General features: G+C 62.4%; 22 protein-coding genes. 18 read left to right on the plus strand and 4 right to left on the minus strand.

Annotated features, from left to right (window positions below):
- Positions 1–22 precede the first annotated feature (22 nt).
- The 11 genes from EEQ99_RS23875 (at position 23) to EEQ99_RS23925 (ending at position 12,459) form a co-directional block, all read left to right on the plus strand.
- Positions 23–3,223 carry an SPOR domain-containing protein gene (locus tag EEQ99_RS23875; protein WP_127431171.1) on the plus strand — a complete coding sequence of 1,067 codons (3,201 nt, stop codon included), beginning with the start codon at positions 23–25 and terminating at the stop codon, positions 3,221–3,223.
- A gap of 112 nt (positions 3,224–3,335) precedes the next feature.
- Entirely contained in the window at positions 3,336–4,349 is a 1,014-nt protein-coding gene (nagZ, locus tag EEQ99_RS23880; RefSeq protein WP_047615369.1) for a beta-N-acetylhexosaminidase, read from the plus strand.
- A gap of 18 nt (positions 4,350–4,367) precedes the next feature.
- The gene (locus EEQ99_RS23885) at positions 4,368–5,225 is read left to right on the plus strand and encodes a segregation and condensation protein A (protein ID WP_047614779.1); all 858 of its coding nucleotides are present in this window, start codon (positions 4,368–4,370) and stop codon (positions 5,223–5,225) included.
- Entirely contained in the window at positions 5,222–5,938 is a 717-nt protein-coding gene (gene scpB / locus EEQ99_RS23890) for an SMC-Scp complex subunit ScpB (protein WP_063475457.1), read from the plus strand. Before EEQ99_RS23885 ends, scpB begins: the two co-directional genes overlap by 4 nt.
- Positions 5,939–6,120: 182 nt before the next feature.
- Complete coding sequence (locus EEQ99_RS23895) at positions 6,121–6,312, plus strand: twin-arginine translocase TatA/TatE family subunit (RefSeq protein WP_003538990.1); 192 nt, start codon at positions 6,121–6,123, stop codon at positions 6,310–6,312.
- Positions 6,313–6,363: 51 nt separating this feature from the next.
- A complete protein-coding gene (tatB, locus tag EEQ99_RS23900; RefSeq protein WP_097543841.1) occupies positions 6,364–6,975 on the plus strand; it encodes a Sec-independent protein translocase protein TatB in 612 nt (203 codons plus the stop codon).
- Positions 6,972–7,799, plus strand: coding sequence for a twin-arginine translocase subunit TatC (gene tatC / locus EEQ99_RS23905; protein WP_097543842.1), 828 nt, complete (start codon positions 6,972–6,974; stop codon positions 7,797–7,799). The genes tatB and tatC overlap by 4 nt, the downstream gene beginning before the upstream one ends.
- Positions 7,800–7,898: 99 nt before the next feature.
- On the plus strand, positions 7,899–9,182 hold the full coding sequence (gene serS, locus EEQ99_RS23910) for a serine--tRNA ligase (RefSeq protein WP_097543843.1): 1,284 nt from the start codon (positions 7,899–7,901) through the stop codon (positions 9,180–9,182).
- Between the two features lie 4 nt (positions 9,183–9,186).
- The gene (gene surE, locus EEQ99_RS23915; RefSeq protein ID WP_017964058.1) at positions 9,187–9,960 is read left to right on the plus strand and encodes a 5'/3'-nucleotidase SurE; all 774 of its coding nucleotides are present in this window, start codon (positions 9,187–9,189) and stop codon (positions 9,958–9,960) included.
- Complete coding sequence (locus EEQ99_RS23920; protein ID WP_047614790.1) at positions 9,957–10,610, plus strand: protein-L-isoaspartate(D-aspartate) O-methyltransferase; 654 nt, start codon at positions 9,957–9,959, stop codon at positions 10,608–10,610. The genes surE and EEQ99_RS23920 overlap by 4 nt, the downstream gene beginning before the upstream one ends.
- 244 nt (positions 10,611–10,854) lie before the next feature.
- Positions 10,855–12,459: a peptidoglycan DD-metalloendopeptidase family protein gene (locus EEQ99_RS23925; protein ID WP_063475460.1), complete on the plus strand. Its 1,605-nt coding sequence runs from the start codon at positions 10,855–10,857 to the stop codon at positions 12,457–12,459.
- Positions 12,460–12,550: 91 nt separating this feature from the next.
- Here EEQ99_RS23925 and EEQ99_RS23930 read toward each other — a convergent pair whose 3' ends face one another.
- Positions 12,551–13,423, minus strand: coding sequence for an ATP-binding protein (locus tag EEQ99_RS23930; RefSeq protein ID WP_047614793.1), 873 nt, complete (start codon positions 13,421–13,423; stop codon positions 12,551–12,553).
- A gap of 206 nt (positions 13,424–13,629) precedes the next feature.
- On the opposite strand from EEQ99_RS23930, the gene yajC reads away from it, so the two are divergent.
- The 5 genes from yajC (at position 13,630) to EEQ99_RS23955 (ending at position 18,353) form a co-directional block, all read left to right on the plus strand.
- Positions 13,630–13,977 carry a preprotein translocase subunit YajC gene (gene yajC, locus EEQ99_RS23935; RefSeq protein ID WP_047614795.1) on the plus strand — a complete coding sequence of 116 codons (348 nt, stop codon included), beginning with the start codon at positions 13,630–13,632 and terminating at the stop codon, positions 13,975–13,977.
- A gap of 45 nt (positions 13,978–14,022) precedes the next feature.
- Complete coding sequence (secDF, locus tag EEQ99_RS23940) at positions 14,023–16,563, plus strand: protein translocase subunit SecDF (protein ID WP_097623109.1); 2,541 nt, start codon at positions 14,023–14,025, stop codon at positions 16,561–16,563.
- 4 nt (positions 16,564–16,567) lie between these two features.
- The gene (locus EEQ99_RS23945; protein WP_047614799.1) at positions 16,568–16,954 is read left to right on the plus strand and encodes an Mth938-like domain-containing protein; all 387 of its coding nucleotides are present in this window, start codon (positions 16,568–16,570) and stop codon (positions 16,952–16,954) included.
- A gap of 2 nt (positions 16,955–16,956) precedes the next feature.
- Entirely contained in the window at positions 16,957–17,814 is an 858-nt protein-coding gene (locus tag EEQ99_RS23950; RefSeq protein ID WP_063475462.1) for a phytoene/squalene synthase family protein, read from the plus strand.
- A gap of 71 nt (positions 17,815–17,885) precedes the next feature.
- Complete coding sequence (locus EEQ99_RS23955; protein ID WP_063475463.1) at positions 17,886–18,353, plus strand: hypothetical protein; 468 nt, start codon at positions 17,886–17,888, stop codon at positions 18,351–18,353.
- Positions 18,354–18,362: 9 nt separating this feature from the next.
- Here EEQ99_RS23955 and trmFO read toward each other — a convergent pair whose 3' ends face one another.
- From trmFO to EEQ99_RS23970, 3 genes are all read right to left on the minus strand, one after another.
- Complete coding sequence (gene trmFO, locus EEQ99_RS23960) at positions 18,363–19,796, minus strand: methylenetetrahydrofolate--tRNA-(uracil(54)-C(5))-methyltransferase (FADH(2)-oxidizing) TrmFO (RefSeq protein WP_063475464.1); 1,434 nt, start codon at positions 19,794–19,796, stop codon at positions 18,363–18,365.
- Positions 19,797–19,889: 93 nt separating this feature from the next.
- Positions 19,890–20,033, minus strand: a complete 144-nt coding sequence (locus EEQ99_RS35610) for a DUF1127 domain-containing protein (protein WP_003573524.1) — start codon at positions 20,031–20,033, stop codon at positions 19,890–19,892.
- Positions 20,034–20,327: 294 nt separating this feature from the next.
- Positions 20,328–20,474, minus strand: coding sequence for a DUF1127 domain-containing protein (locus tag EEQ99_RS23970; RefSeq protein ID WP_003558908.1), 147 nt, complete (start codon positions 20,472–20,474; stop codon positions 20,328–20,330).
- 872 nt (positions 20,475–21,346) lie between these two features.
- On the opposite strand from EEQ99_RS23970, the gene EEQ99_RS23975 reads away from it, so the two are divergent.
- A complete protein-coding gene (locus EEQ99_RS23975; RefSeq protein WP_097543845.1) occupies positions 21,347–22,465 on the plus strand; it encodes a DUF2157 domain-containing protein in 1,119 nt (372 codons plus the stop codon).
- A complete protein-coding gene (locus EEQ99_RS23980) occupies positions 22,462–23,052 on the plus strand; it encodes a GDYXXLXY domain-containing protein (RefSeq protein ID WP_047615681.1) in 591 nt (196 codons plus the stop codon). The genes EEQ99_RS23975 and EEQ99_RS23980 overlap by 4 nt, the downstream gene beginning before the upstream one ends.
- Positions 23,053–23,360 lie beyond the last annotated feature (308 nt).

A 23,360-nucleotide genomic window follows, 5' to 3' on the forward strand; every position in this document is an offset into this window, starting at 1 on the left:
GGCGTTTGCGAGTGGGATAGGCATGGCTGATAAACAACTTGCGTATGATACGCGCGGAAAAGACGATCTGTTTGCCGACGACGATCCGTTGGCCGAACTTGCCCGTATCGTCGGCTTCGAGCCGCGTGTTGCAGCGAATACGATGACCGAGGCGGCTCGGCGCGAGCCGGCCCTCGATCTCGAGGAAGAGCTTGGGCGCGAGTTCGACCGTTACGATTCGCCACGTCCGCTCGCAGAGCTCGACCGGCCCGCCGAGCCGATCTCTGACGACCTGCCTGAAGATTACGTCGAGCCCGTTCTCGATGTTTCTCCCGCTGACGAACGTGCGGAGGCTGCTGAGCCGGTGTCCGTCGCTCCCGATGACGCTGACGAAGACGTGACTTTGGCCGTGGAGAATCAGGACAAGCCCGCCGCCGACTGGGCGGAGCAGCTTTCCCCCGAGCCCGCTCCCGAAGCGTCGGTGCAGTCGGTCTTCGGCGGTGCGCGCGACCTCATCGAGGAGCTTGAGCTGTCGATCGGTGCAGCACCGGTCTCTTCGCTGCCGCAACCCGCCAAGGCGCCGCAATGGTCGGCTGCCAGCATCAGGCTGCCGCTCGCCAATTTCCATGCCGCGAAGCGCGAGGAGCCGGTTGTTGCGCCGGCGCCTGTGGCCGAAACGGTCGCAGCACCGGTCGCTGAAGCGCCGTCCGTCGATCTTCCTGTGGTCGAGCCGCAATCTGTAATCGAACCGCCGGCGCCTGTCGCCGCTGTCGAGCCCTCCGAGGAATTCGAATCCGCTTCGCCGTCGCTTGGCTTCCCCGCCGAACTCGATCGCCATGATGAGGTCGTCGCGTCGGAAGAGGCTGCCGAGGCCGAGGAATTCGTCGAAATCGAAGACGAGCTGGAGGATTTCGGCTCCGACGCTGGTTTCGATCTCATTGCCGCGGCTGTCGAAGGCGAGGTCCAGGCCGATGCGGCGCTGACCGAGGTCGTGCCGGAAGTTCCACACACTGCCGGCACGTTCGATCTCGACGATCTGCTGGCCGACGTCTCGCGTTATCCGGTGCCGCAACGCGCCAATCCGGCGCCCGTTTCGCCGCAGCCCGCATCGATCGAGGCGGCACCCGTTCCTGCCGTCCCGGTGGCCGCAGCACCTGTTCAGCCCGAGGTGATCGCGCCCGCGCCGGTCGCCGCAGCATTCGTTCAGCCTGCGCCGATCGAGCCGGCTACGGTCTATGCTGCCGAAGCCGCACGGCCTGTCGCGCCGCAACTTGCCGAAGTCGTTGCGCCGCAGCCTGCTGCAACGGCATATTCGCAGACGCCGCGGCCCGTACAGGAAGCCGACGATCCCTTCGCCGGCCATGATTTCGAGCTGGATCTTGCCGGCATCGAACTGGAACTCGCCGATCTCGATTTCTCCGAGCAGATCGAGCCTGCGCCCCAGCCGATAACCCCTGCGCCGCAGCAGGTCGCCGCCGTCTCTCCGCGGCCGGCTCCCGTTTTTGCGCCTGAGCCGCCAGCTCCTGCTCCCCAGCAGGCTGCCGCCGCCTCGGTGCGGCCCGCTCCGGCCGCCGTTCCTGAGCCGCAGGCGCCAGCTCCGGCGCCGGCTTTCAACTGGGCGGCGCCTGTCGCCGAATCCACCGAAGACTTGCCATTCGATCCGGCGATGATCTCCGATCCGGAGGATCGTCCCGAGACCGTCGACGATATGCATGTGCCGGCGCTGCCGCCGGTCGAGCAGCCTGCGCCGGTCGCGAAAACTGCGGATTTCGATTTCGATCTCGACGCAGAGATCGCCAGCTTCTTTGAGCCGGCCAAACCGCGGGAAACCCCGGCGCCGGTCCGGGATACGGCTGCTGCCGCGGCAAAGCCGGTCAAGCCCACCATCGCCGATGGCCTCGATGATTTCGAACGGGCGCTGGAGGAGGATTTCCGCCGCAGCGTGCGCGAACCGGTCGAGCGCCGTGAAACCTCCGAAGTCCGTATCGAATCGGCAAGCCAGGCCGCTGATTTCAGCCGCGCCCGGTCGATGCGCCGGCTGCTGGCCGGGGCTGTCGTTCTCGTCGTTTTTGCCGGCGTCGGTTATGGCGTCTATTCCTCCGTCTGGAACGGCGAGGGGCTCGGCATTGTTGCAACCGGCGAGCCGCGCGTGATCACCGCCGACAAGGAGCCGGTCAAGGTCGTTCCGGAAAATCCGGGCGGCAAGACGGTGCCGAACCAGGACAAGGCTGTCTACGACCGCGTCGCGGGTTCTGCCGAGGAGCCGAAGCAGAAGGCGCTCGTTTCTTCCGACGAAGCGCCCGTCGATGTCGTCCAGCGTACGCTGACACCGGAAGCGCTGCCTGAGGACGACGAGAACGCCAATGCCGGTGATCAGGTCACGCCGACCGCGGTCGGTGAGACGCAGGATCCGCGTCTGCTGCCGAACCAGGACAATGCCGACAACGCTTCTGCAACCGATGCCGACAAGGCGCCGTCCGTTTCGCCGCGCAAGGTCCGCACGATGATCGTCAAGCCTGACGGCACCTTGGTCGCCCGCGAGGAGCCGGCGCCCGCCGACCAGCCGACACAGGCGGCGCAATCTGCCCAGCCGACGCCGTCGGCTCTGCCGCCGTTGACGGCCCAGACGACGCCATCGACCCCGACCGCGCCTCCGGTCGCCGGAACGGCCGCAAGTTTCCCGGCAAGCGCCGAGGTTGCTTCCGCCGATGCTCGTTCTGCAGCACCTGCTGAAACCGCGCCGGCTGAGCCGCCGCTTGCAGGCAGCGCCGACGCGCAGGCCGCAAATCCCGCCCCGGTCGAGCCGCCGGTGCGCCCGGTCAAGACCTCGGCGATTGCCGATACCGCTCCGATCCCGACCGCCCGTCCGGTCGACCAGCCCGTCAACGTCGTCGGCACCGTGACCGAGAAGGGCAATGTCCGGCCGCCTGCACAGCAGACGACGGCTGAGGTCGCGGCCGCAGCACCGGTTGCCGCAAAGCCGCAGCAGGCTGCGTCCGCCGGCGGCTACGGCATCCAGATCGCCTCGCTGCCGTCGGAAGACGAGGCGAACAAATCCTATGCCAACCTGTCGAAGAAATTCGCCGGCGTGCTTGGCGGCCGTAGCCATGAGATCCGCAGGGCCGATATCGCCGGCAAGGGCACGTTCTACCGTGTTCGCATTCCGGCCGGTTCCAAGGACGAGGCGGCTGCGCTCTGCGAACAGTATCGCGCCGCGGGCGGAAGCTGCCTGATCTCCAAGTAAGAATCAGGCTCATTGATATCGGAAGCGGCGGACCGGATTGGTCCGCCGCTCTTTTTTGTGCATCGCGCTGGACCTTGCTCGCATTTGGCAGGGCGCCGTCTATGATTCTCACATGACCGAATCAAAAGCGATGATCCTTGGCTGCAGCGGCCTTGCCCTCACATCCGAAGAAAAGGCCTTTTACCGGGGCGAACGGCCCTGGGGCTTCATCCTCTTCGGGCGCAACATCTCCGAAGCCCGGCAGATCACCGATCTCGTCGCCGATCTGCGCGAAAGCGTCGGCTGGCATGCGCCGGTGCTGATCGACCAGGAAGGCGGCCGCGTCCAGCGCATCCGCCCGCCCATTCTGGCGCGTTATCCTTCCGGCCAGGCGCTCGGCGATCTTTATCGCCGCGACCCGGCGCTTGGCCTGCGGGCCGCATGGCTGATGTCGCGGCTGCATGCCTTCGACCTTTCGAGCCTCGGCATCGATGTCGATTGCCTGCCGGTGCTCGACGTGCCGGTGGAGGGCAGCAGCAACGTCATCGGCGACCGCGCCTATGGCGGCGATCCCGACACCGTCATCGCCATGGGCCGGGCGGCTGCCGAAGGCCTGAAGGCCGGCGGCCTGTTGCCTGTGATGAAGCATATGCCCGGCCACGGCCGCGGTTTCGCGGATTCACATCTGGAACTGCCTGTCGTCACCGTCTCGCGTGATGAGCTGGAGACCCACGATTTCCCGCCCTTTATCGCGATGAAGGACGAGTTGATGGCGATGACCTGTCACCTCGTCTTCACTGCCATCGACCCGGACAATCCGGCGACGACCTCGCGCAAGGTGATCGACGGCATCATCCGTCAGCATATCGGCTTTACCGGTCTGCTGCTCTCCGACGACAGCTCGATGAACGCTCTTTCCGGTACGATCGGTGAGCGCGCGGCGAATATCATTGCAGGCGGATGCGATATCGTGCTGCATTGCAATGGCGATATGGACGAGATGCGGGATGTCGTGGCAAATGTTCCGCCGCTCGCCGGCATCTCGCTTGCCCGCGCAAAAGCGGTGGAAGCAGGCTTCGCGGCGCCGGATAGGTCCGACGAAGCGGAATTGAGGGTGGAATTCGAGGCGATGTTTGCGACGGTCTGATCGTAAGGGAGCAGCTAGGTGAGCACGGTCAAGGGCACGGAACGTCCGCAGGCGGCAACGCCGATGGACAAGCTGTGGCAGGATAACGGTGCCGAGCGCGCCAGCCACGAGCCAGCGCTGGTGATTGACGTCGCCGGCTTCGAAGGCCCGCTCGACCTCTTGCTCTATCTCGCCCGCAACCAGAAGGTCGACCTGTCGCGCATCTCGGTGCTGGCGCTTGCCGAGCAATATCTGCTCTTCATCGAAAGCGCCCGGCGGATCCGCATCGAGTTGGCCGCCGATTATCTCGTCATGGCCGCCTGGCTTGCCTATCTCAAGTCACGGTTGCTCATTCCCCAGCAGGTCAAGGATGACGGTCCTTCGGGCGAGGAACTGGCGGCAACGCTCGCCTTCCGCCTGAAACGCCTGGAAGCCATGCGCCGGGCGGCGGAGGGCCTCGTCAATCGCAACCGTCTCGGCCGCGATATCTTCGTGCGTGGCGCCCCCGAGCATATTCCCGACCGTCAGCAATCCGCTTATGCGGCAAGCCTCTACGATCTCCTGACCGCCTATGCGGCGCTGCGGCAGCGCAATGCCGTCACCCAGGTGACGATCGAGCGGCGCAGTGTCTGGTCGCTGACCGATGCCCGCGAGCTGTTGACCCAGATGATCGGCGAGATCGGTGACTGGACGGCGATGGAGCATTACCTGCTGCGTTATCTCGCAGCACCCGAGGAACGCGTCACGGCAATCGCCAGCGCCTTTGCCGCCTCGCTGGAGCTGGTGCGTGAGGGCAAGCTCGAAATCCGTCAGGATGGCGCCTTTCAGCCGATATACATGCGCCGCGGTCCGAAACATGCCACGCTGCAGGTGGTGGAGCAGGAGCAGCCGGCTTGATCGATCCGAAGAGCGAAGAGGATTTCGAAGGCGATTTCGACGACAGGAGCCGCGAACTGCAGGCCGAGATCGAGGCCGAGCGCATCGCCGAGGCGCTGGTCTTCGCCTCGTCGCAGCCGGTCTCCGAAGGCTTCCTCGCCGAGCGCCTGCCTGAGAAGACCGACGTGCGCGCCATCATGCTGCGCCTGAAGGAGCAGTATGCGCCGCGGGGCGTCAATCTGGTCCAGGTCGAGGGCGCCTGGGCCTTCCGCACTGCCGCCGACCTGTCATTCATCATCCGCCGTGATGACAATGAGGTGAAGAAGCTTTCGCGCGCAGCATTGGAAGTGCTGGCGATCATTGCCTATCACCAGCCGGTGACGCGCGCCGAGATCGAGGATATCCGTGGCGTCCAGACCTCGCGCGGCACGCTCGACGTGTTGATGGAGGCCGGCTGGGTGCGGTTCCGCGGCCGCCGGCGCACGCCGGGCCGGCCGGTGACATTGGGCACGACACGCGATTTCCTCGACCATTTCGGTCTCGAAGAGCTGCGTGACTTGCCGGGTCTCGAAGAGTTGAAGGGAGCGGGCTTGCTGTCGGGCCGCATTCCGGCGAATTTCAATATTCCCTCGCCGTTGATGAACGACGAACTGACCGAGGACGAAGACCCGATCACCCAGATGGACCTCGAGGAATTGGGGTTGTTGGCGCCGCGCGGCACCTCTGAAGATTGAGGGGTTTGCGTCTTGCTTTTGCCATGCATGGCGAAAACAATAGAACCAGCACTTTTCGGCGGGTCAATGGCTTGTCACAAAGGGCGATACCGTGACATTAAGCGCAGTTCAAAGGGCTTGATGTTGGAAACGGTGTCGGAAATCCTTACATCGTGGGAACATAGAAACAGGGAGTTAGCGTAATGGGTTCTTTTAGCATGTGGCACTGGCTGATCGTTCTGGTCATCGTGCTGTTGTTGTTCGGTCGCGGCAAGATTCCGGAACTGATGGGCGACGTTGCCAAGGGCATCAAGAGCTTCAAGAAGGGCATGACGGACGAGGACGCGCCGGATACGGCAAAGACCGTCGATCACAAGGCCGACGAAACGAAGTAACCAAGTCCGGGAAAAAGCGCAGCCCCCGCGCTTCCCGTCCAGGAGCCTTGCATGTTCGATATTGGCTGGACCGAGCTTTTGGTCATTGCGGTCGTACTGATCGTGGTGGTCGGTCCGAAGGATTTGCCGCCGATGCTGCGCGCTTTCGGCAAGATGACGCAGCGCGCCCGTAAGGTCGCGGGTGAATTTCGTGCGCAGTTCGACGAAGCGTTGCGCGAAGCCGAGCTTGACGATGTCCGCCAGACGATCAGCGACGCCCAGAAGCTCAACCCGGTCAACAGCCTGCGCGAGGCGATGAACCCGCTTCGCCAGATGGGCAACGAGATCAAGGCCGACCTGCAGAAGTCGACCGTGGTCACGGAAAACAAGACCGAGGTGCCGGCTGCTGCTGTCTCGGCTCCGACGCCGTCGATGAGCCTGCCGGAAACGCCGCCGCTGGTGCCGGCGCCTGCGCAGCCTGAACCCGTCGCAGCAGCGATCGTCCAGGCCGATACGGTTGCCGCCAAGCCGAAACCCGTGCGCAAGCCGCGCCTCAAGGCTACCGACAAGGTCGATGCTGCGGCGGCCGTTGCCGTGCCCGTGGAAAAACCGAAGCGCACGACGGCAGTCAAAAAGACTGCAACGCCGAAGAAGCCGGCGCAGACGAAGAAGGACGAGGCATGAGCGGTGATATCGAAGACAAGCCGCAGCCGTTGATCGAGCACCTGATGGAGCTGCGCACGCGGCTGATGTGGTCGATCGGCGCGTTTTTCGTCGCCTTCATCATATGCTTCTTTTTTGCCAAGCACCTCTTCAACTATCTGGTCATTCCTTACAAGACGGCCGTGGAATGGGCGCATCTCGACGTCGAGAAGGCCCAGCTGATCTACACCGCGCCGCAGGAATTCTTCTTCACCCAGGTCAAGGTGGCGATGTTCGGCGGTCTCGTGGTCGCTTTCCCGATCATTGCCGCCCAGGTCTACAAGTTCGTGGCGCCGGGCCTCTACAAGAACGAGCGTCAGGCCTTCCTGCCGTTCCTGATCGCCTCGCCGGTCCTGTTCCTGATGGGCGCGGCACTCGTCTATTTCTTCTTCACGCCGATGGTCATGTGGTTCTTCCTGTCGATGCAGCAGGCGCCGGGTCATGACGAGGTGGCGATTTCGCTGATGCCGAAGGTCTCGGAATATCTGAGCCTCATCATGACGCTGGTCTTCTCCTTCGGCCTCGTCTTCCAGCTTCCCGTCGTCACCACGCTGCTTGCCCGTGTTGGCCTGCTGACGTCGCAATGGCTTGCCGAAAAGCGCAAGTTCGCCATCGTCCTCGCCTTCGTCGTTGCTGCCGTGCTGACGCCGCCGGACCCGATGTCTCAGATCGGCCTTGCGATACCGACGATCCTTCTCTACGAGATTTCCATCTATGCGGCGCGACTCGTGGAGCGCCAGCGTGCCCGGCAGGCGGTCGAAAAGGACACCGGATCCGCGGACGTTGCCAAGACGGACAGCGTCTGAGCGGCGATCCCAATCCCCTTTGTGAACGCTGCTTAACATCCGGTCGAGGCCCGTCAGGCCTTGGCCGGGTCATTTCTGTTGCAACGACCTGGAACGACGATGCTCGATATCAAATGGATCCGTGAGAATCCCGAAGCGCTCGATGCCGCCCTTGCCAAGCGCGGTGCGGAGCCTCTGGCCCAAAGTCTCGTCGCCCTCGATGAAAAGCGCCGCTCCGCCGTGCAGAAGGCGCAGGATTTGCTGTCCCGCCGCAACATCGCCTCCAAGGAGATCGGCGCGGCGATGGCCCAGAAGAACGGCGAGCTTGCCGAGAAGTTGAAGGCCGAGGTCGCCGAACTGAAGACCCTGCTGCCGGCGGTCGAGGAAGAAGACCGGCAGCTGACGGCCGAACTCAACGACGCGCTCTCGCGCATCCCGAACATTCCCTTCGACGACGTCCCGGTCGGCAAGGACGAGCATGACAATGTCGTCACCCGCACCGTCGGCGAAAAGCCGCGTTGGAACCATGCGCCGAAGGAGCACTTCGAAATCGGCGAGGCGCTCGGCTATATGGATTTCGAGCGCGCCGCCAAGCTCTCCGGCTCGCGCTTCACGGTTCTGACCGGGCCGCTCGCCAAGCTCGAGCGCGCGCTCGGCCAGTTCATGATCGATCTCCACACCAGCGAGCACGGCTATACCGAAGTCAGCTCGCCCCTGATGGTGCGCGACGAGGCCGTCTATGGCACTGCCCAACTGCCGAAATTCGCCGAGGATCTCTTCAGGACGACGGACGGCCGCTGGCTGATCCCGACGGCCGAAGTGACGCTCACCAATCTGGTGCGCGAAGAAATCCTCGATCAGGACAAGCTGCCGCTCCGCTTCACCGCATTGACGCCGTCTTTCCGCTCGGAAGCGGGATCCGCCGGCCGCGATACGCGTGGCATGCTGCGCCAGCACCAGTTCTGGAAATGCGAACTCGTCTCGATCACCGACGCCGAGAGCGCCGTTGCCGAGCACGAACGGATGACCGCCTGCGCCGAGGAGGTGCTGAAACGCCTCGGCCTGCATTTCCGCACCATGACGCTTTGCACCGGCGACATGGGCTTCGGTTCGCGCAAGACTTACGACCTCGAAGTCTGGCTGCCGGGACAGAATGCCTTCCGCGAAATTTCCTCCTGCTCGGTCTGCGGTGATTTTCAGGGCCGGCGGATGAATGCGCGCTACCGCGGCAAGGATGACAAGAACAACAGGTTCGTCCACACGCTGAACGGTTCCGGCACCGCCGTCGGTCGCTGCCTGATCGCTGTCCTTGAAAATTATCTGAACGAGGACGGCTCCGTCACGATTCCGGACGTTTTGCTCCCCTATATGGGCGGATTGACCAAGATCGAACGGGCGGCCTGAGGCGATGCGCATCCTGCTTACGAATGACGACGGCATTCACGCCGAAGGGCTCGCCGCCCTGGAGCGGATCGCGCGCACGCTGTCCGACGATGTCTGGATCGTTGCGCCCGAAACCGACCAGAGCGGCCTGGCCCATTCGCTGAGCCTGTCTGAACCGTTGCGGCTGCGCAAGATTTCCGACAAGCATTTCGCGCTGCGCGGCACGCCGACCGATTGCGTCATCATGGGCATCCGGCAGGTGATGGACATCAAGCCGGATCTCGTGCTGTCAGGCGTCAATTCAGGTTCGAACGTTGCCGACGACGTCACCTATTCCGGCACGATCGCCGGCGCCATCGAGGGCACGATGCAGGGCGTGCGCTCCTTCGCGCTGAGCCAGGCCTATCTCTATGAGGACGGCGCGCGCATCGTGCCGTGGGAGGTCTGCGAAACGCATGCCCCAGCGCTCCTGGAAAAGCTGATGGTGCTGGACCTGCCGGAGGGCACGTTCCTCAATCTCAATTTCCCGAACTGCCGTCCCGACGAGGTCGATGGCGCGGAGGTGACCATGCAGGGCAAGCTCGCCTTCAACCTGCAGGTCGACGCGCGCTCCGATGGCCGGGGCTTTCCCTACTACTGGCTGAAGTTCGGCGAACGCGCCGGCGCCTTCATCGAAGGCACCGATATTCACGCCTTGAAGCATAATAAGATCTCGGTAACGCCTTTGAAACTTGATCTGACCGATTATTCCGTGACGGACCGCGTGGCGCGGGCCTTGGGATACGGAGCACAAGTTTGACGGCTAAACTGGCGGAGAAGGAGGGCTTTGCGGCGCTCGTCCTCAGATTGCGTGCCGAAGGCATCTCCGACCTCGATCTGCTGACGGCGGTCGAGCAGACGCAGCGGTCACTGTTCGTGCCGCCGCAATTCGCCGACGACGCCTATTCGAGCCGGACGATACCGATCGAATGCGGCTCCTTCCTCGAAGGCATCGATTTTGCCGTCCGCATCCTGCATCACCTGAAGCTCAAACCAGGACAGCGCGTTCTGGAGATCGGCACCGGCAGCGGCTTTACCGCCGCCGTCATGGGCCGCATGGCCGAGCGTGTTCTGTCCATCGACCGCTACAAGACGCTGACCACGGCAGCGCAGCGACGCATGGAATCGCTTGGTCTGCGCAGCGTCATCGTTCGCCATGCCGACGGAAGCGCCGGCATGCAGGGAGAGGGAACTTTCGACCGCATCCTGGTGACGGCCGCCTTCAATGCCATGCCGCGCTTTTATACCGACCAGCTCGTTTCCGGCGGTTCGATGATCGCGCCACTGATGATTTCAGAAAACGAGTGCCGCATGGTGCGGCTGACGAAAACCGGCAGCCGTTTCGAACGCGAGGAACTGTTCGAAGCTCCCTATCTGCCGATCGTTCCGCGGCTTGCCTCGCTGCTGTAGGGCCTGGCTGCCGCAGGCATAAATGTTTTTCGGCCGGATCGGCCTGAAATCTGAATATGCATCACAATCAGAAAAGCGCTCGAAGTTTTGGGCATCATGCTCTGCGCACTGCGATTTTTTACCCCTAAGCCTATGGTTATCAACTTCTCAAAAATATCGCACTGATTCCAGCATCTTAACCGCGTGGTAATACTAACGCGTTTTAATAGACTCACAAATGGTTGCGTTCTCAGTGGGTCGAGTCATGCGTTTCAGTCTTTCGCCAAAGTTCGGGAAGTCGGCCGGTAATCTTCTGGTTGTTGGCCTGCTGGCAAGTGCCGCAACGGGCTGCAGTTCCGATGTGACACGGTTTGGCGGCTTGTTTTCCTCCTCAGGGCAGGATCAGATCACCACAAGTTCCATTCCGCGCAGGAATATGAACGGTTCTCAGGGTGATCCGGTGCCGCGTGCCGATCTCGGCGGTTCGGCCGTTGCGAGCCAGCAGGGCTATGGCGGCGGCAATGACGCGCTGAATCAGCCTTATCCCGCCCGCCCAAGTTACGATCCGATCCGCGCGTCGAGCTCGAGCGCGCGTCTGGCTTCCGCGCCGGTCTCGGTACAGCGGACAGAACTTGCCGCACCGTCGGCTGTGGCGCCATCCCGCCAGCGGGAAAAGGAAGTTGCGCTCGCCCAGCCTTTCCCGGCTACGCCGCAGGCTGAAAAGCCGCGGTTGGTGGCGCCGGCGGCACCCAAGGTGACGCCCGATTCTTTGACGACAGGCACGACGCCGAGGGTTTCCGGCTGGTCCGCAACCAATGCCCCTTCGGTGACGCTGCGTCCGGGTGAAAACATTGCCACGCTCTCCAGGCGCTTCGGTGTTCCGGAAAAGGAAATCCTTCGCGTCAACAATCTGAAGACCGCATCTGCCGCCCAACCCGGCCAGGCGATCCTGATCCCGACCTTCAACGGCGGCAATGCCGCCAAGGCGGCATCGCAGACGGCCGATCTCTCCAAGCCCGGCAAGCTGCCGGAGCCGGTCAAGGCGCCGGAGCAGAATGTCGCTGTCGTTCCAGGCGCCAATTCCGCCCGCGACAAGACCATGGCGAACGCCGATGTCACCGGCAAGCTTCCGGTCGGCGCCGGCAAGGATCCGAAAGCGCCCGCCGGCACCTATGTCGTCAAGCAAGGCGATTCGCTGGCAAAGATCGCCAAGGCGACCGGTACCAATGTCGACGATCTCAAGGTCGCCAATAGTCTTTCGGCTAGCTCGCTGCGCGTCGGTCAAGCCCTGAAGATCCCGAACGGCACCGCCGACAACATCAAGACCGCCTCGATCCCGGCCGAGAAGGTCGATCCGAAGCCGACCCAGCCGGCTGCCGCCCAGCAGACGGCTTCCGTTCAGCCCGCGCCCTACAAGGCGCCGGCTGCCACCCAGACCGTCGACGATGTCGAGAAGAAGTCGGACGTCAGCTCCGACGCGCCGGAATCGACCGGCATCGGCAAATATCGCTGGCCGGTGCGCGGCCAGGTCATTGCTTCATACGGCGCCAACGTCAACGGCAACCGCAATGACGGCATCGATATTTCGGTACCGCAGGGCACGCCGATCAAGGCTGCCGAAAACGGCGTCGTCATCTATGCCGGCAACGGCCTGAAGGAACTCGGCAACACGGTTCTCGTCCGTCACGACGACGGCACCGTCACCGTCTACGGCAACGCCGATACGCTGAGCGTCACTCGCGGCCAGAAGATCCAGCGCGGCCAGACCGTCGCGGTCTCCGGAATGAGCGGCGACGTCAAGCAGCCGCAGGTCCATTTCGAGGTGCGCAAGGACGCGTCCCCGGTCAACCCGATGACTTTCCTGGAATAGGTACAGCGTACCAGGAAGCGCAAAAGCCCGGCCACCCGCCGGGCTTTTGTTTTTTGGCATGTCGTCCGAACTGCGCCTGATGCTAGGCGATTTAGGCTCTGTCGATGTGAACGCGCATGCGCCCGGCCAGATCCTGGATATACTGCCAGGCGACACGGCCGGAGCGCGCGCCGCGGGTCGTCGCCCATTCCAGCGCCTCCGCATGCATCTTGCTGCGGTCGAGCCCGAGCTTGAAGTGATCGGCATAGCCGTCGATCATGCCGAGATAATCCTCCTGGCTGCATTTATGGAAGCCGAGCCAGAGGCCGAAGCGGTCGGAAAGCGAAACCTTCTCCTCGACCGCCTCCGACGGATTGATCGCCGTCGACTGCTCGTTTTCCATCATGTGCCGCGGCAGAAGATGGCGCCGGTTGGAGGTGGCGTAGAAGAGCACATTGTCCGGTCGTCCTTCGACGCCGCCGTCGAGCGCTGCCTTCAGCGACTTGTAGGCGGTGTCGTCGTGATCGAAAGAGAGATCGTCGCAGAAGACGATCACGCGGTGCGGTGTGTCCTTCAACAGGTCGAGCAGGTTGGGAAGGCTGGCGATATCCTCGCGATGGACTTCGACCAGCTTCAGCGAGACGCCGCTTTCGCGCCTGACATCCTCGTGCACGGCCTTGACCAGCGAGGATTTGCCCATGCCGCGCGCGCCCCAGAGCAGCACATTGTTGGCGGCATAACCGTCGGCGAAACGCACCGTATTCTCATGCAGGATGTCGCGCACGTGATCGACGCCGCGGATGAGCTTCAATGCCACCCGGTTCGGTCGCTTGACCGGCTGCAGATGCTGGCGCGATGGTGCCCAGACGAAACAGTCGGCGGCATCCCAGTCGTTGAGGGTAGGCGCCGGTCCGGCAAGACGCTCGACGGCGTCTGCGAGCCGTCTCAGTTCGGCAAGCAGGGCTGTGTTGATTTCCTCGGTCATCGGTGGCCTCCTGATTTCTCACTGCGGCAATCTGCTTTGATCTTTGGATGCCGGGTACCATGGCGTTTTGACGGCGGAAAGGTTATGAGGCAGCGGAATCGGTACTGTTTCCGGCTGTTTCTGTTGCATTCATCGAAGCGGTAACTATAGTCCGGCAACCTGAAAAGAGAGGCGGAGTTCCGCCGCCCAAGCCTGAGGAGTTTAGCATGTTCATCACCCCGGCATTCGCCCAGAGCGCGACCGATACCGCAACGGGATTCGGCGGCTCCGGTTTCGAAATGATCATCCTGTTCGTGCCGCTGATGGTCGTCTGGTACTTCCTGCTGATCCGTCCGCAGCGCGCACAGGCAAAAAAGCGTGAGGAGACCCTGAAGGCGATCCGTCGCGGCGACCAGGTCGTCACCGGTGGCGGTCTCGTCGGTAAGGTCACCAAGGTCATCGACGACAAGGAAGTTGAAGTCGAGATCGCTGAAGGCGTTCGCGTGCGTATCGTCCGCAGCGGCATTTCGGACGTCCGCGTCAAGGGTGAACCAGTCAAGGCCGACGCAGCGTAACAAGCGATAACGGCAGGACCGCCGGATCGGAAGATCGTCGAGAGAATGTTGCATTTTTCCCGCTGGAAAACACTTCTGATTTGGCTGGTCGCGTTTGCGGCCATCGTCATCGCTGCGCCCAATTTGCTGACCGAGGCGCAGCGTTCCTCTCTGCCGGACTGGTTGCGCCACGACCGCATGACGCTCGGCCTCGACCTGCAGGGCGGTTCGCATATCGTTCTGAAGGTCGAGCGTTCCGATATCGTCAAGGACCGCCTGGAGCAGGCGGTCGCCAATGTGCGCAACGCGCTGCGCGGCGCCGGCATCCGCTACACCGGGCTGACCGGCAATGACCAGACCGTCACCGTCCGGATCACCGATCCGGCCCAGACACAGGCGGCGGTCGATCTCCTCAAGCCTTTGACGACGGCTGCGGGACGTTCAGGACCAGAGATCGCGCTGCAGCAGGGCGGGGAGGGGCAACTTTCGCTGCAGATTTCCGACGCCGGCATTACCGCCGACGTCGCCTCGGCCCGGACCCGGTCGCTCGATATCGTAGGCCGCCGCATCGCCGGATTCGGCTATGACAATTTCCTCGTTCGCCCCGATGGCGCCGATCGAATTGTCGTCCAGGTGCTGGGCTCGCTCGATGCGGAGCGGCTGAAAAACATCCTGAACCAGCCGGCCAAGCTTTCCTTTCATCTGATCGATGAAAGCATGTCGGGGCAGGAAGCGCTGAACGGCCGTTGGCCGGCCACATCGCAGGTGCTCTATTCGCTGGACGATCCGCCGGTACCTTATCTCGTCGACCGCACCGCCTTCGTCACCGGCAGCAACATGGTCGATATCGAGCCTGTCGTCGACCCGCAGACGCAGGATACCTCGATCACCTACCGTCTCGACGCCGAGGGCACGCAGCGGCTGGCGCAGGCGACCGGGCAGAATATCGGCAAGCACCTTGCCATCGTTTTCGATGACCAGGTAATGTCGTCACCGGTCATCGATGCGGCGATCACCGGCGGTGAGGGCCGGATTTCGGCAAACTTCTCCGAGGATGGCGTCCGCGACCTTGCCATCATGCTGCGCGGCGGCGCCTTGCCGGCGACGCTGACGAGCGTTGAGGAGCGTAGCGTCAGCCCCACATTCGGCGCCGATTCCATCTTCAGCGGCCTTATTGCCGGCCTCGTCGCCGTTGTGCTCGTCGCAGCGCTGATGATCGCGCTTTACCGTATTCTCGGCGTCATCGCCGTCGTCTCGCTCTTCTTCAACCTGATCCTCATCGTCGCGGTGCTCAGCCTTGCCGGCGCGACGCTCACCTTGCCGGGCATTGCCGGCATCGTGCTCATCGTCGGCATGGCCGTCGACTCGAACGTGCTGATCTACGAGCGCATCCGGGAAGAAGAGAAAACCACCCATTCCTTTGCGGAGGCCGTCGGCCGGGGTTTCTCGCGCGCATTCGCAACGATCGTCGACGCGAATGTCACGATCTTCATCGCCGCCATTATCCTCTTCTTCCTCGGCAGCGAAACCATCCGCGGTTTCGCGGTGACGCTGGCGGTCGGCATCCTGACGACCGTCTTCACGGCTTTCACGCTGACGCGCTCGATCGTCGGCGCCTGGCTGAGACGGCGCCATCCCCGGCATCTGCCGAAGAGTGTCCTGACCCATCTTTTCGAGCATGCCAATATTCGTTTCATGGGGATCCGCCGTTATGTCTTCACGGCCTCGGCGGTTATTTCGCTGATCGCCATGGCCGCTTTTGCCACCGTCGGTCTGCATCTCGGCATCGATTTCACCGGCGGCTCGCTGATCGAGGTAACGGCGAAGCAGGGCAATGCCGACATCGCCGATCTCAGCTCGCGTCTGAATGATCTCAATCTTGGCGATATCAGTGTCGAGCGTACCGGCGGCCCGGCGAACGCGCGGATCCGCATCGCTTCCCAGGGCGGCGGCGAGAATGCCGAACAGTCGGCGGCGACGCTGGTGCGCGGCGAGCTCCAGGAGGATTATGATTTCCGCCGAGTCGAGGTCGTCGGCCCCGCCATCTCGGGCGAATTGACGATGATGGCGACGCTCGGCGTGCTGGCAGCGCTGGCGGCGATCCTGATCTACATCTGGATCCGCTTCGAATGGCAGTTCGCAGTCGGCGCCATCGTCGCAACGCTGCACGACGTCATCATCATGCTCGGTCTTTTCGTCCTCACCGGCATCGAGTTCAATCTGACGAGCATCGCCGCGGTCCTGACCATCGTCGGTTATTCCCTGAACGACACGGTCGTGGTCTATGACCGCATGCGCGAGAATCTCAAGCGATACAAGAAGATGCCGCTGCCGATCCTGATCGATGCCTCGATCAACCAGACGCTGTCGCGCACCGTTCTGACCGCGGCGACGACGCTGCTCGCCTTGCTCGCACTCTATCTCTTCGGGGGCGACGTCATCCGCTCCTTCACCTTTACGATGCTCTTCGGCGTCGCTCTCGGCACTTTCTCTTCGATCTATATCGCCGCTCCTGTATTGATCGTCTTCCGGCTGCGGCCGGAGGCTCCCGACGGGGAAGAGAGCAACAAGACGGATGCTGGTGTAAAATCCGGCACGGTGGTTTGAAAACATGGCAAAAGGCATAGAAATCCGCGCTGCGCATTTCCCCGGGCGCGCCCCGATCGACACTTACGGCAATGGCGGTTTCCGTTTTGCCGACATGTCGCATCGCGGCTCGATCCTTTGCCTGCCTTCCGGCATTCATGGCTGGGACATGGATATGTCGAAACCGCTGTCGCCGGAAAATTTCCGCCGTGTGCTGGATGAGGCTAGTGATATCGAAGTTTTGCTCGTCGGCACCGGAACCGAGCTTCGCCGTCTGCCCGAGGAATTGAAGCTGGCGCTGAAATCGCGCGGCATCTCCTCCGATCCGATGAGCACCGGGGCTGCGGTGCGCACCTTCAATATCATGCTCTCGGAGCAGCGCGCCGTCGCCGCGGCATTGATCGCGGTCTGACGATGACGGAAGCGAATAGTACGACGAACCAGGAGATCTGCCTGGCGATGCTGCGTGACAGCGATCGCGACCGCTATCTCGCCTGTCTGCTGTCGCAGGAGGAAAAGCGCGGCGCGCTTGCAGCTCTCTATGTCTTTAATGCCGAGCTTGCCCGCGTCCGCGATCTCGTGCACGAGCCGTTGCCTGGCGAAGTCAGGCTGCAATATTGGCACGATCTGCTGGAAGGCAGCGCACATGGCTCGACGGCGGCCAATCCCGTCGCCTCTGCACTTCTGGCCGCGATCGAAACGCACCGTCTGCCGCGCAAGACGCTGATCGACATGATCGAGGCCCGCACTTTCGATCTCTATGACGATCCGATGGAGACCCGTCTCTCGCTTGAAGGTTACGCCGGCGAGACGGCATCCGCCCTGATCCAGCTGGCAAGCCTCGTGCTTTCGCCTGAGGAGGCCGCACGATCGGCCGACGCTGCCGGCCATGCCGGCGTTGCCCAGGCCGTCGCCGGGCTATTGCTGCTGATGCCGCTGCATCGCCGCCGCGGCCAGGTCTATATTCCGCTGCAGATCCTGTCGGCAACCGGTCTCGACCGCGATACCTTCCTTGCCGGCGACGACAGGGCGCGCATCTCCGCCGCCATCGAGGCTTTTGCCGGTCTTGGTCGCGAACATCTGGCGAAGGCGAGAGCGGCAGGGCCGATTGCGGCAGCCGTGTTTCCAGCCTTCCTGCCGACGGTGCTCGCCGAACCGGTGCTCGTCAAGGCGCAAAAACGCGGCGCCTCGCTGTTCGACCATCCGCTGCAGCCGCCGCAATGGCGCCGCCAGCTGCGGATGGGGCTGGCTGCGGCACGCCGGAAAATCTGACATCGGTCAAATTCGCGCAAGTCTCGCGCGGTACAACACTTCCACCGCTACCCTTTGATCGGAGACTCGGCGTGGGCATTATCGTCTGGTGCGTTCTTTTCGCCATCGTTGTTTTCTTTGCTTTTGTGGCCACACGCATGGCCGCGCAGAACAAGGAAGATGGCCTGCATGACACGGGCCTCGCCATCATCGAGTTCGGCCGCGCCTTTCCGACCGAGGCGATCCGCCAGTTGCAGGCGACGGAAAACGGCCAGGCAATCTTCGTACGCCTGCACGATAACAAGGCGGGCTTCATGCGCAACATGTCGCGCCACTTCGCCTGCCATCTGATCGAGCCGGGCCGCGTGCGTGTCGTCGGTTCGGAAACGGGCAGGGGACTGATGGTCGACTTCCTCGATGCGCCCCATCACAATGGTGATTTTGAATTCGCTTCCGCCAAGGAGGCTTCCGAAGTGTCGCTCTGGCTGCTCGGCAATTATATTGCCGAGCCGGATAAGGACCTGCCATCCGGCAATCTGCCGGCGGCGAACAAGCAGTAGAAGCGCCGGTCAGGCGCTCTCGGCAAGCGTCAGACTCTGGCCAAGCCAGGCGGCGCAGTCTGCCAGCGCGCGGCGCGCGATCAGTTGCCGCTTCATGATCGTCTTGTCCTTGCCGCGGAAACGCTTGACGCCTTCGGGTTTTACGATCGAACCGGGTTGGAGCTCCGGAAACAGCCCGAAATTGATGTTCATCGGCTGGAACGATCGTTTACCCGGCTCCTCGTCGGTGACGATATGACCACCGGTGATATGGCCGAGCAGCGAGCCGAGCGCCGTCGTCGCCGGCGGCAGCGAGATCGCTTCGCCCTTGCGTTCGGCGGCGGCGAAACGCCCGGCCAGCAGCCCGACGCTGGCGCTTTCGACATAACCCTCGCAACCGGTGATCTGACCGGCAAAGCGCAGGCCGGGCCGCGATTTCAGCGTCAGCGACGGGTCGAGCAGGGTGGGGGAGTTCATATAGGTGTTGCGGTGCAGGCCGCCGAGACGGGCAAATTCTGCATTTTGCAGACCCGGGATCATCCGGAAGATGTCCGCCTGTGCGCCATATTTCAGTTTCGTCTGAAAGCCGACCATATTGTAGAGCGTGCCGAGCGCATTGTCCTGCCGCAGCTGCACGACGGCATAGGCCTTGACCGTCGGATTATGCGCGTTCGTCAGCCCCATCGGCTTCATCGGCCCGTGGCGCAGCGTCTCGCGGCCGCGTTCGGCCATCACTTCGATCGGCAGACAGCCGTCGAAATAGGGCGTGCCTTCCCATTCCTTGAAACCGACCGTGTCGCCTGATACCAGCGCGTCGACGAAGGCATTGTACTGCGCCTCGTCCATCGGACAGTTGATGTAATCCTTGCCGGTGCCGCCGGGACCGACCTTGTCGTAGCGCGACTGATACCAGCAGATATCCATGTCGATGCTCTCGCGGTAGACGATCGGCGCGATGGCGTCGAAGAAGGCGAGCGAATCCTCGCCCGTTTCCGCCTGGATAGCGTTTGCGAGCGACGGCGCCGTCAGCGGTCCGGTGGCGACGATGGCGAGATCCCAGTCGCGGGGCGGCAGGCCGGTGATCTCTTCCCGCACGACCGTGATGAGCGGGTGCTCGTGGATTGCCTTGGTCACGGCCTCAGAGAAGCCATCGCGATCGACGGCGAGTGCGCCGCCGGCCGGCACCTGGCATCGATCGGCAGCGGCCATGATCAGCGAGCCCGCCATGCGCATTTCGGCATGGATGACGCCGACGGCATTGCTAGTCGCATCGTCGGAGCGGAAGGAGTTGGAGCAGACGAGTTCGGCCAGGCCGTCGGTCTTGTGCGCATCGGTGCCGCGTACGCCGCGCATTTCATGCAGGATGACGGGAATGCCGGAACTGGCGATCTGCCAGGCGGCTTCCGAACCGGCAAGCCCGCCGCCGACGACGTGGATGGGGGAATAGGAGGAGGTCGTGTTCATCCCGGGCTGATATCATGTCGGCAGGTGCGATCCAACACCCCGGAATCAAAAACGGCGCCTGATGGCGCCGTCTTGGAAGCATCGTGCCCGTTATTAACGGAACGAGCGGGATGCGATATTGCGGATGTCGTAGCGGCTGACGCCGATATCGGACAGGGTCTGGTTGGAAAGGCCGCCGAGTTCGTTGAGCGTACGGCGGTAGCTGAGCCAGCTTTTTGCAATGCGGATCGGGTTCATCGTTTTCTTCCTATGTCCGCGGGACGGCGGGATCGCCTGTCTCTCTGCGGTTGGTGTTTATATAGGCGATATCGGTCCTATTGTGCAGTGCAAATAAAAGGCGTCTGCCATGCAATTGTGCAATGTGATGCTCGTAAATTGGGCGGTGAATATTTTTTGAGCGGGCTAAAGAAGCGGAAAAACATGCAACCGCGGTGCCAGCCGCATGCAGACAAAAGAAAACGCCCGCTGTGGGTACAGCGGGCGTTTCAATCGAGAACAATCGCGCTTGGGAGGAGCCGCGATCGCCTGGAATTAGCGGGCAGAAGCCTCACGGGCAACGCGATGGATATCCGAACGGTCGATGCCGAGATCATGCAATTCGCGGTTGGTCATGCGGCCAAGTTCCGTGACGGTCTGACGATACTTGCGCCAGTTATTGAAAGAGCGAGAGAAGTTCATGTTAAGCCCCTTTCCGAGGGTTTCATCTGCCAGCAGCCACCGATCGGCGCTGACCTCTATTTGATGACTGGAATATATGTTGCGGCGCAAAAGACTAAAACAGCCAAGTTTTCAAATCACCTATGCGGCATACGCAATGCTCCAGGGGTATTTGACGCAGACTTACCGTTTTTTGGTCAACGAATAGGCAGAATGACTCTTGGGGAAGCAATCCGGTTGAGAGCGACCAATGGCGTGCCGTTGTCGAAAAACGCCGCGCTCTCCGGTGAAGCCGCCCGCCCAGCCGGAGCAAAGAAGTGTTTCGCTTCAAATTGGAAGCCGCCCATTTGTCTGCAGGCTCGGTGGGGCGGTGTGGCGATAATGTGGCGCGACGGCGCCATGCGAGGGAAAGCCCCGGACCGTCAATGCTTTAATCGGGCTGTCGCTCAACAAAAACGCCCGCCGGGGGAGGATCCGGCGGGCGTGTTATGGTGACTGGCAACTGGGAGGAGGAGTGTTGCCAGCCTATCGCAGCGCGCTGGGAGGAGGAGTGCGCAGCTGCGAATCTCGTCACGGACAAGCATCCGCGGGCGTCCGGCTGATGCCGGGCCGGGGCGCCATCCCCGTGCTTCGATACCTCAAACAAATAGTATGACTAATGATTATTTTGCAGTGCAATAAATTCATGAGTGGTATGCGTAATGCGCATGCCTCTCCGTTCATATGTCTATATTAGCGCTTCTGACGTTAGCGGCCGGTTAACACTCGATACAAGTTAGACCAATGAGGAACTTGTATATTTGCCGCAGGAGCGTTTGCGAACACCTCTGCTGCGTCTATAACGGCGAGAGCCGCAGTGCCGCAGTCGGCGTCGCGGAAATAAGGGGTGGAGCATGTATCGCGGCAGATTGGAGCGGGATCTCTCCCTCTGGGTGGGCAAGGGCCTGCTCGGTCAGGAAACGGCAAGCGCACTTCTCGCCGAATATGACAGCCGCCCGGCAAGTTTCAGCCTCGGCAGGGTGCTGATGGCGCTGGCGGCGGTGCTGCTTGCCGCTGCCATCCTGCTGGTCGTCGCCTCCAACTGGGAGGCCATCCCGCGCCTTGTCCGCGTCGGCGGCATCCTCGCGCTGATCTGGGTGGTGCACATCGCCGCCGCCCGGATGCTTGCCCGCGGTTCGACAGCGGCCGCAAGCGGCTTGCTGGTCATCGGCGCGATGAGTTTCGGCGGCGCCATCTCACTTGTCGGGCAGATGTATCATCTCTCCGGCGACGAGCAGACGGTGATGTATCTCTGGTTCGCCATCGCGACGATCTCGGCAATCCTGTTCCGTTCGGGCGCCGTGACCATCGTCGCCGGCTTCCTCTCCTGGGCGTCGTTCGCCGTCTACCTGCAGAATAACGACACGCATTGGATAGGCTTCGATCCCTGGATGGTGCCCATCATGGCGGCGATCACAATCGCCCTGGTGCGGTATACCGGCGCCGAGCGGGCCCGCCATCTGGCCTATCTGCTTTTGATCGGCTGGCTCGCCTGGCTCTATACTCTCTATGAGGAGATCGCCGTGGCGCTCGCCTTCGCGATCGGCGGCATGGTGGCCTTCGTCCTGACGGCGTTGCCGCTCCCGCGGATCGCCTCCCTGGTCAGGAGCGCCGGTGCGGCCCCGGCCTTCTACAGCTTCCTTGTCGCCGCGATCGGCTTCCTGCTGCTGCATATCGAGATCGAGGACGGCTGGCGGCTGGTGGTGCTTGGCGTGGCGACGCTTGCCGCTTCCGTGCTGGCAATCGCCCTGCATGGCAGGAATAACGGCGCGGTGCGTTATCTCGCCTACACCACCTTTGCCGCCGAGATGCTGTATCTTGCCTCCGTCACCGTCGGCTCGATCCTCGGTACGTCGAGCCTCTTCCTGTTCTCCGGTCTCGTGGTGGCACTTGTCGCGTGGATCGTCATCCGTCTCGAGCGGCGTTTTTCGGCGAATGCACAGTCGGCGAATGGACAGGGGGAGCGCGCATGAGCTCGTTCATGGCAAGGCTGCAATCAGGTAGGGGTTATCTCTTTTCGGCGATCATCGTCGCCGGTCTGCAGACCCTTATCCTCGGCACGATCATCCAGAGCCGGGCGTCTATCCTCAGCAATGGCGCCGAGGTGCTGCTGAAGACGGCGCCCGTCGACCCGCGCGATTTCCTGCGCGGCGATTACGTCGTCTTGAACTACGACATTTCTTCGGTGCCGGTGCAGACGGTTTCCGGTGGCATTCCGGCCGAGCCCGGCGAACGCGTATTATGGGTTCGGTTGAAGAAGCAGGAGGACGGTTTCTGGACGGTGATCGAATCGTCCTTTCATGAACTGTCGCCGCAGCCGGAGACCGTGATCCTGCGCAGCCAGCCATTCTACAGCGGCGGACTTGCCGCGGGCGACAGCATCCGTGTCGAATACGGCATCGAGCGCTATTACGTTCCGGAAGGCGAGGGCAAGCCGATCGAGGAGGCCCGCAATGACGGCAATGTCGCTATATCAGTGCGGGTTTCGCCTGATGGAAGCCCGCAGATTCGCAGCCTTCTCGTTGACGGCAAGCCGGTTTACGACGAGCCGCTTTACTGATCCGGCGGCACTTCTTGGCAGGGCGGCTTCTGAAGCGCAGATCGCCGTCATTGACCGTTCATTTTTCCTTTGCCTCGGCCAAATCGGGTGATATAGAGACGCCGCGCTCCGGAAGGCCTCATGCGCAGGCATAGGCATGCGGTTTTGTGAACGCGGGTATGGTGAAATTGGTAGACACGCCAGATTTAGGTTGTGCCTCTACATCCTAGTCACCCGTAAATACTTCCCCCTTCATATAGTAAGTTAGCCCCGGGAAACTGGGGCTTTCTTTCAATGAAAATGTATTCACCGGTGGTTACTTATCAATT

Source organism: Rhizobium anhuiense (genome assembly GCF_003985145.1).
GTDB classification, from domain to species: domain Bacteria; phylum Pseudomonadota; class Alphaproteobacteria; order Rhizobiales; family Rhizobiaceae; genus Rhizobium; species Rhizobium anhuiense.

Bases quoted from the DNA above. Each gene is read 5' to 3' on its own strand.
- EEQ99_RS23875 (WP_127431171.1), top strand. From the start codon at position 23: ATGGCTGATAAACAACTTGCGTATGATACGCGCGGAAAAGACGATCTG.
- nagZ (WP_047615369.1), top strand. From the start codon at position 3,336: ATGACCGAATCAAAAGCGATGATCCTTGGCTGCAGCGGCCTTGCCCTC.
- EEQ99_RS23895 (WP_003538990.1), top strand. From the start codon at position 6,121: ATGGGTTCTTTTAGCATGTGGCACTGGCTGATCGTTCTGGTCATCGTG.
- tatB (WP_097543841.1), top strand. From the start codon at position 6,364: ATGTTCGATATTGGCTGGACCGAGCTTTTGGTCATTGCGGTCGTACTG.
- tatC (WP_097543842.1), top strand. From the start codon at position 6,972: ATGAGCGGTGATATCGAAGACAAGCCGCAGCCGTTGATCGAGCACCTG.
- serS (WP_097543843.1), top strand. From the start codon at position 7,899: ATGCTCGATATCAAATGGATCCGTGAGAATCCCGAAGCGCTCGATGCC.
- surE (WP_017964058.1), top strand. From the start codon at position 9,187: ATGCGCATCCTGCTTACGAATGACGACGGCATTCACGCCGAAGGGCTC.
- EEQ99_RS23925 (WP_063475460.1), top strand. From the start codon at position 10,855: ATGCGTTTCAGTCTTTCGCCAAAGTTCGGGAAGTCGGCCGGTAATCTT.
- EEQ99_RS23930 (WP_047614793.1), bottom strand. From the start codon at position 13,423: ATGACCGAGGAAATCAACACAGCCCTGCTTGCCGAACTGAGACGGCTC.
- yajC (WP_047614795.1), top strand. From the start codon at position 13,630: ATGTTCATCACCCCGGCATTCGCCCAGAGCGCGACCGATACCGCAACG.
- secDF (WP_097623109.1), top strand. From the start codon at position 14,023: ATGTTGCATTTTTCCCGCTGGAAAACACTTCTGATTTGGCTGGTCGCG.
- EEQ99_RS23945 (WP_047614799.1), top strand. From the start codon at position 16,568: ATGGCAAAAGGCATAGAAATCCGCGCTGCGCATTTCCCCGGGCGCGCC.
- EEQ99_RS23950 (WP_063475462.1), top strand. From the start codon at position 16,957: ATGACGGAAGCGAATAGTACGACGAACCAGGAGATCTGCCTGGCGATG.
- trmFO (WP_063475464.1), bottom strand. From the start codon at position 19,796: ATGAACACGACCTCCTCCTATTCCCCCATCCACGTCGTCGGCGGCGGG.
- EEQ99_RS35610 (WP_003573524.1), bottom strand. From the start codon at position 20,033: ATGAACCCGATCCGCATTGCAAAAAGCTGGCTCAGCTACCGCCGTACG.
- EEQ99_RS23970 (WP_003558908.1), bottom strand. From the start codon at position 20,474: ATGAACTTCTCTCGCTCTTTCAATAACTGGCGCAAGTATCGTCAGACC.
- EEQ99_RS23975 (WP_097543845.1), top strand. From the start codon at position 21,347: ATGTATCGCGGCAGATTGGAGCGGGATCTCTCCCTCTGGGTGGGCAAG.
- EEQ99_RS23980 (WP_047615681.1), top strand. From the start codon at position 22,462: ATGAGCTCGTTCATGGCAAGGCTGCAATCAGGTAGGGGTTATCTCTTT.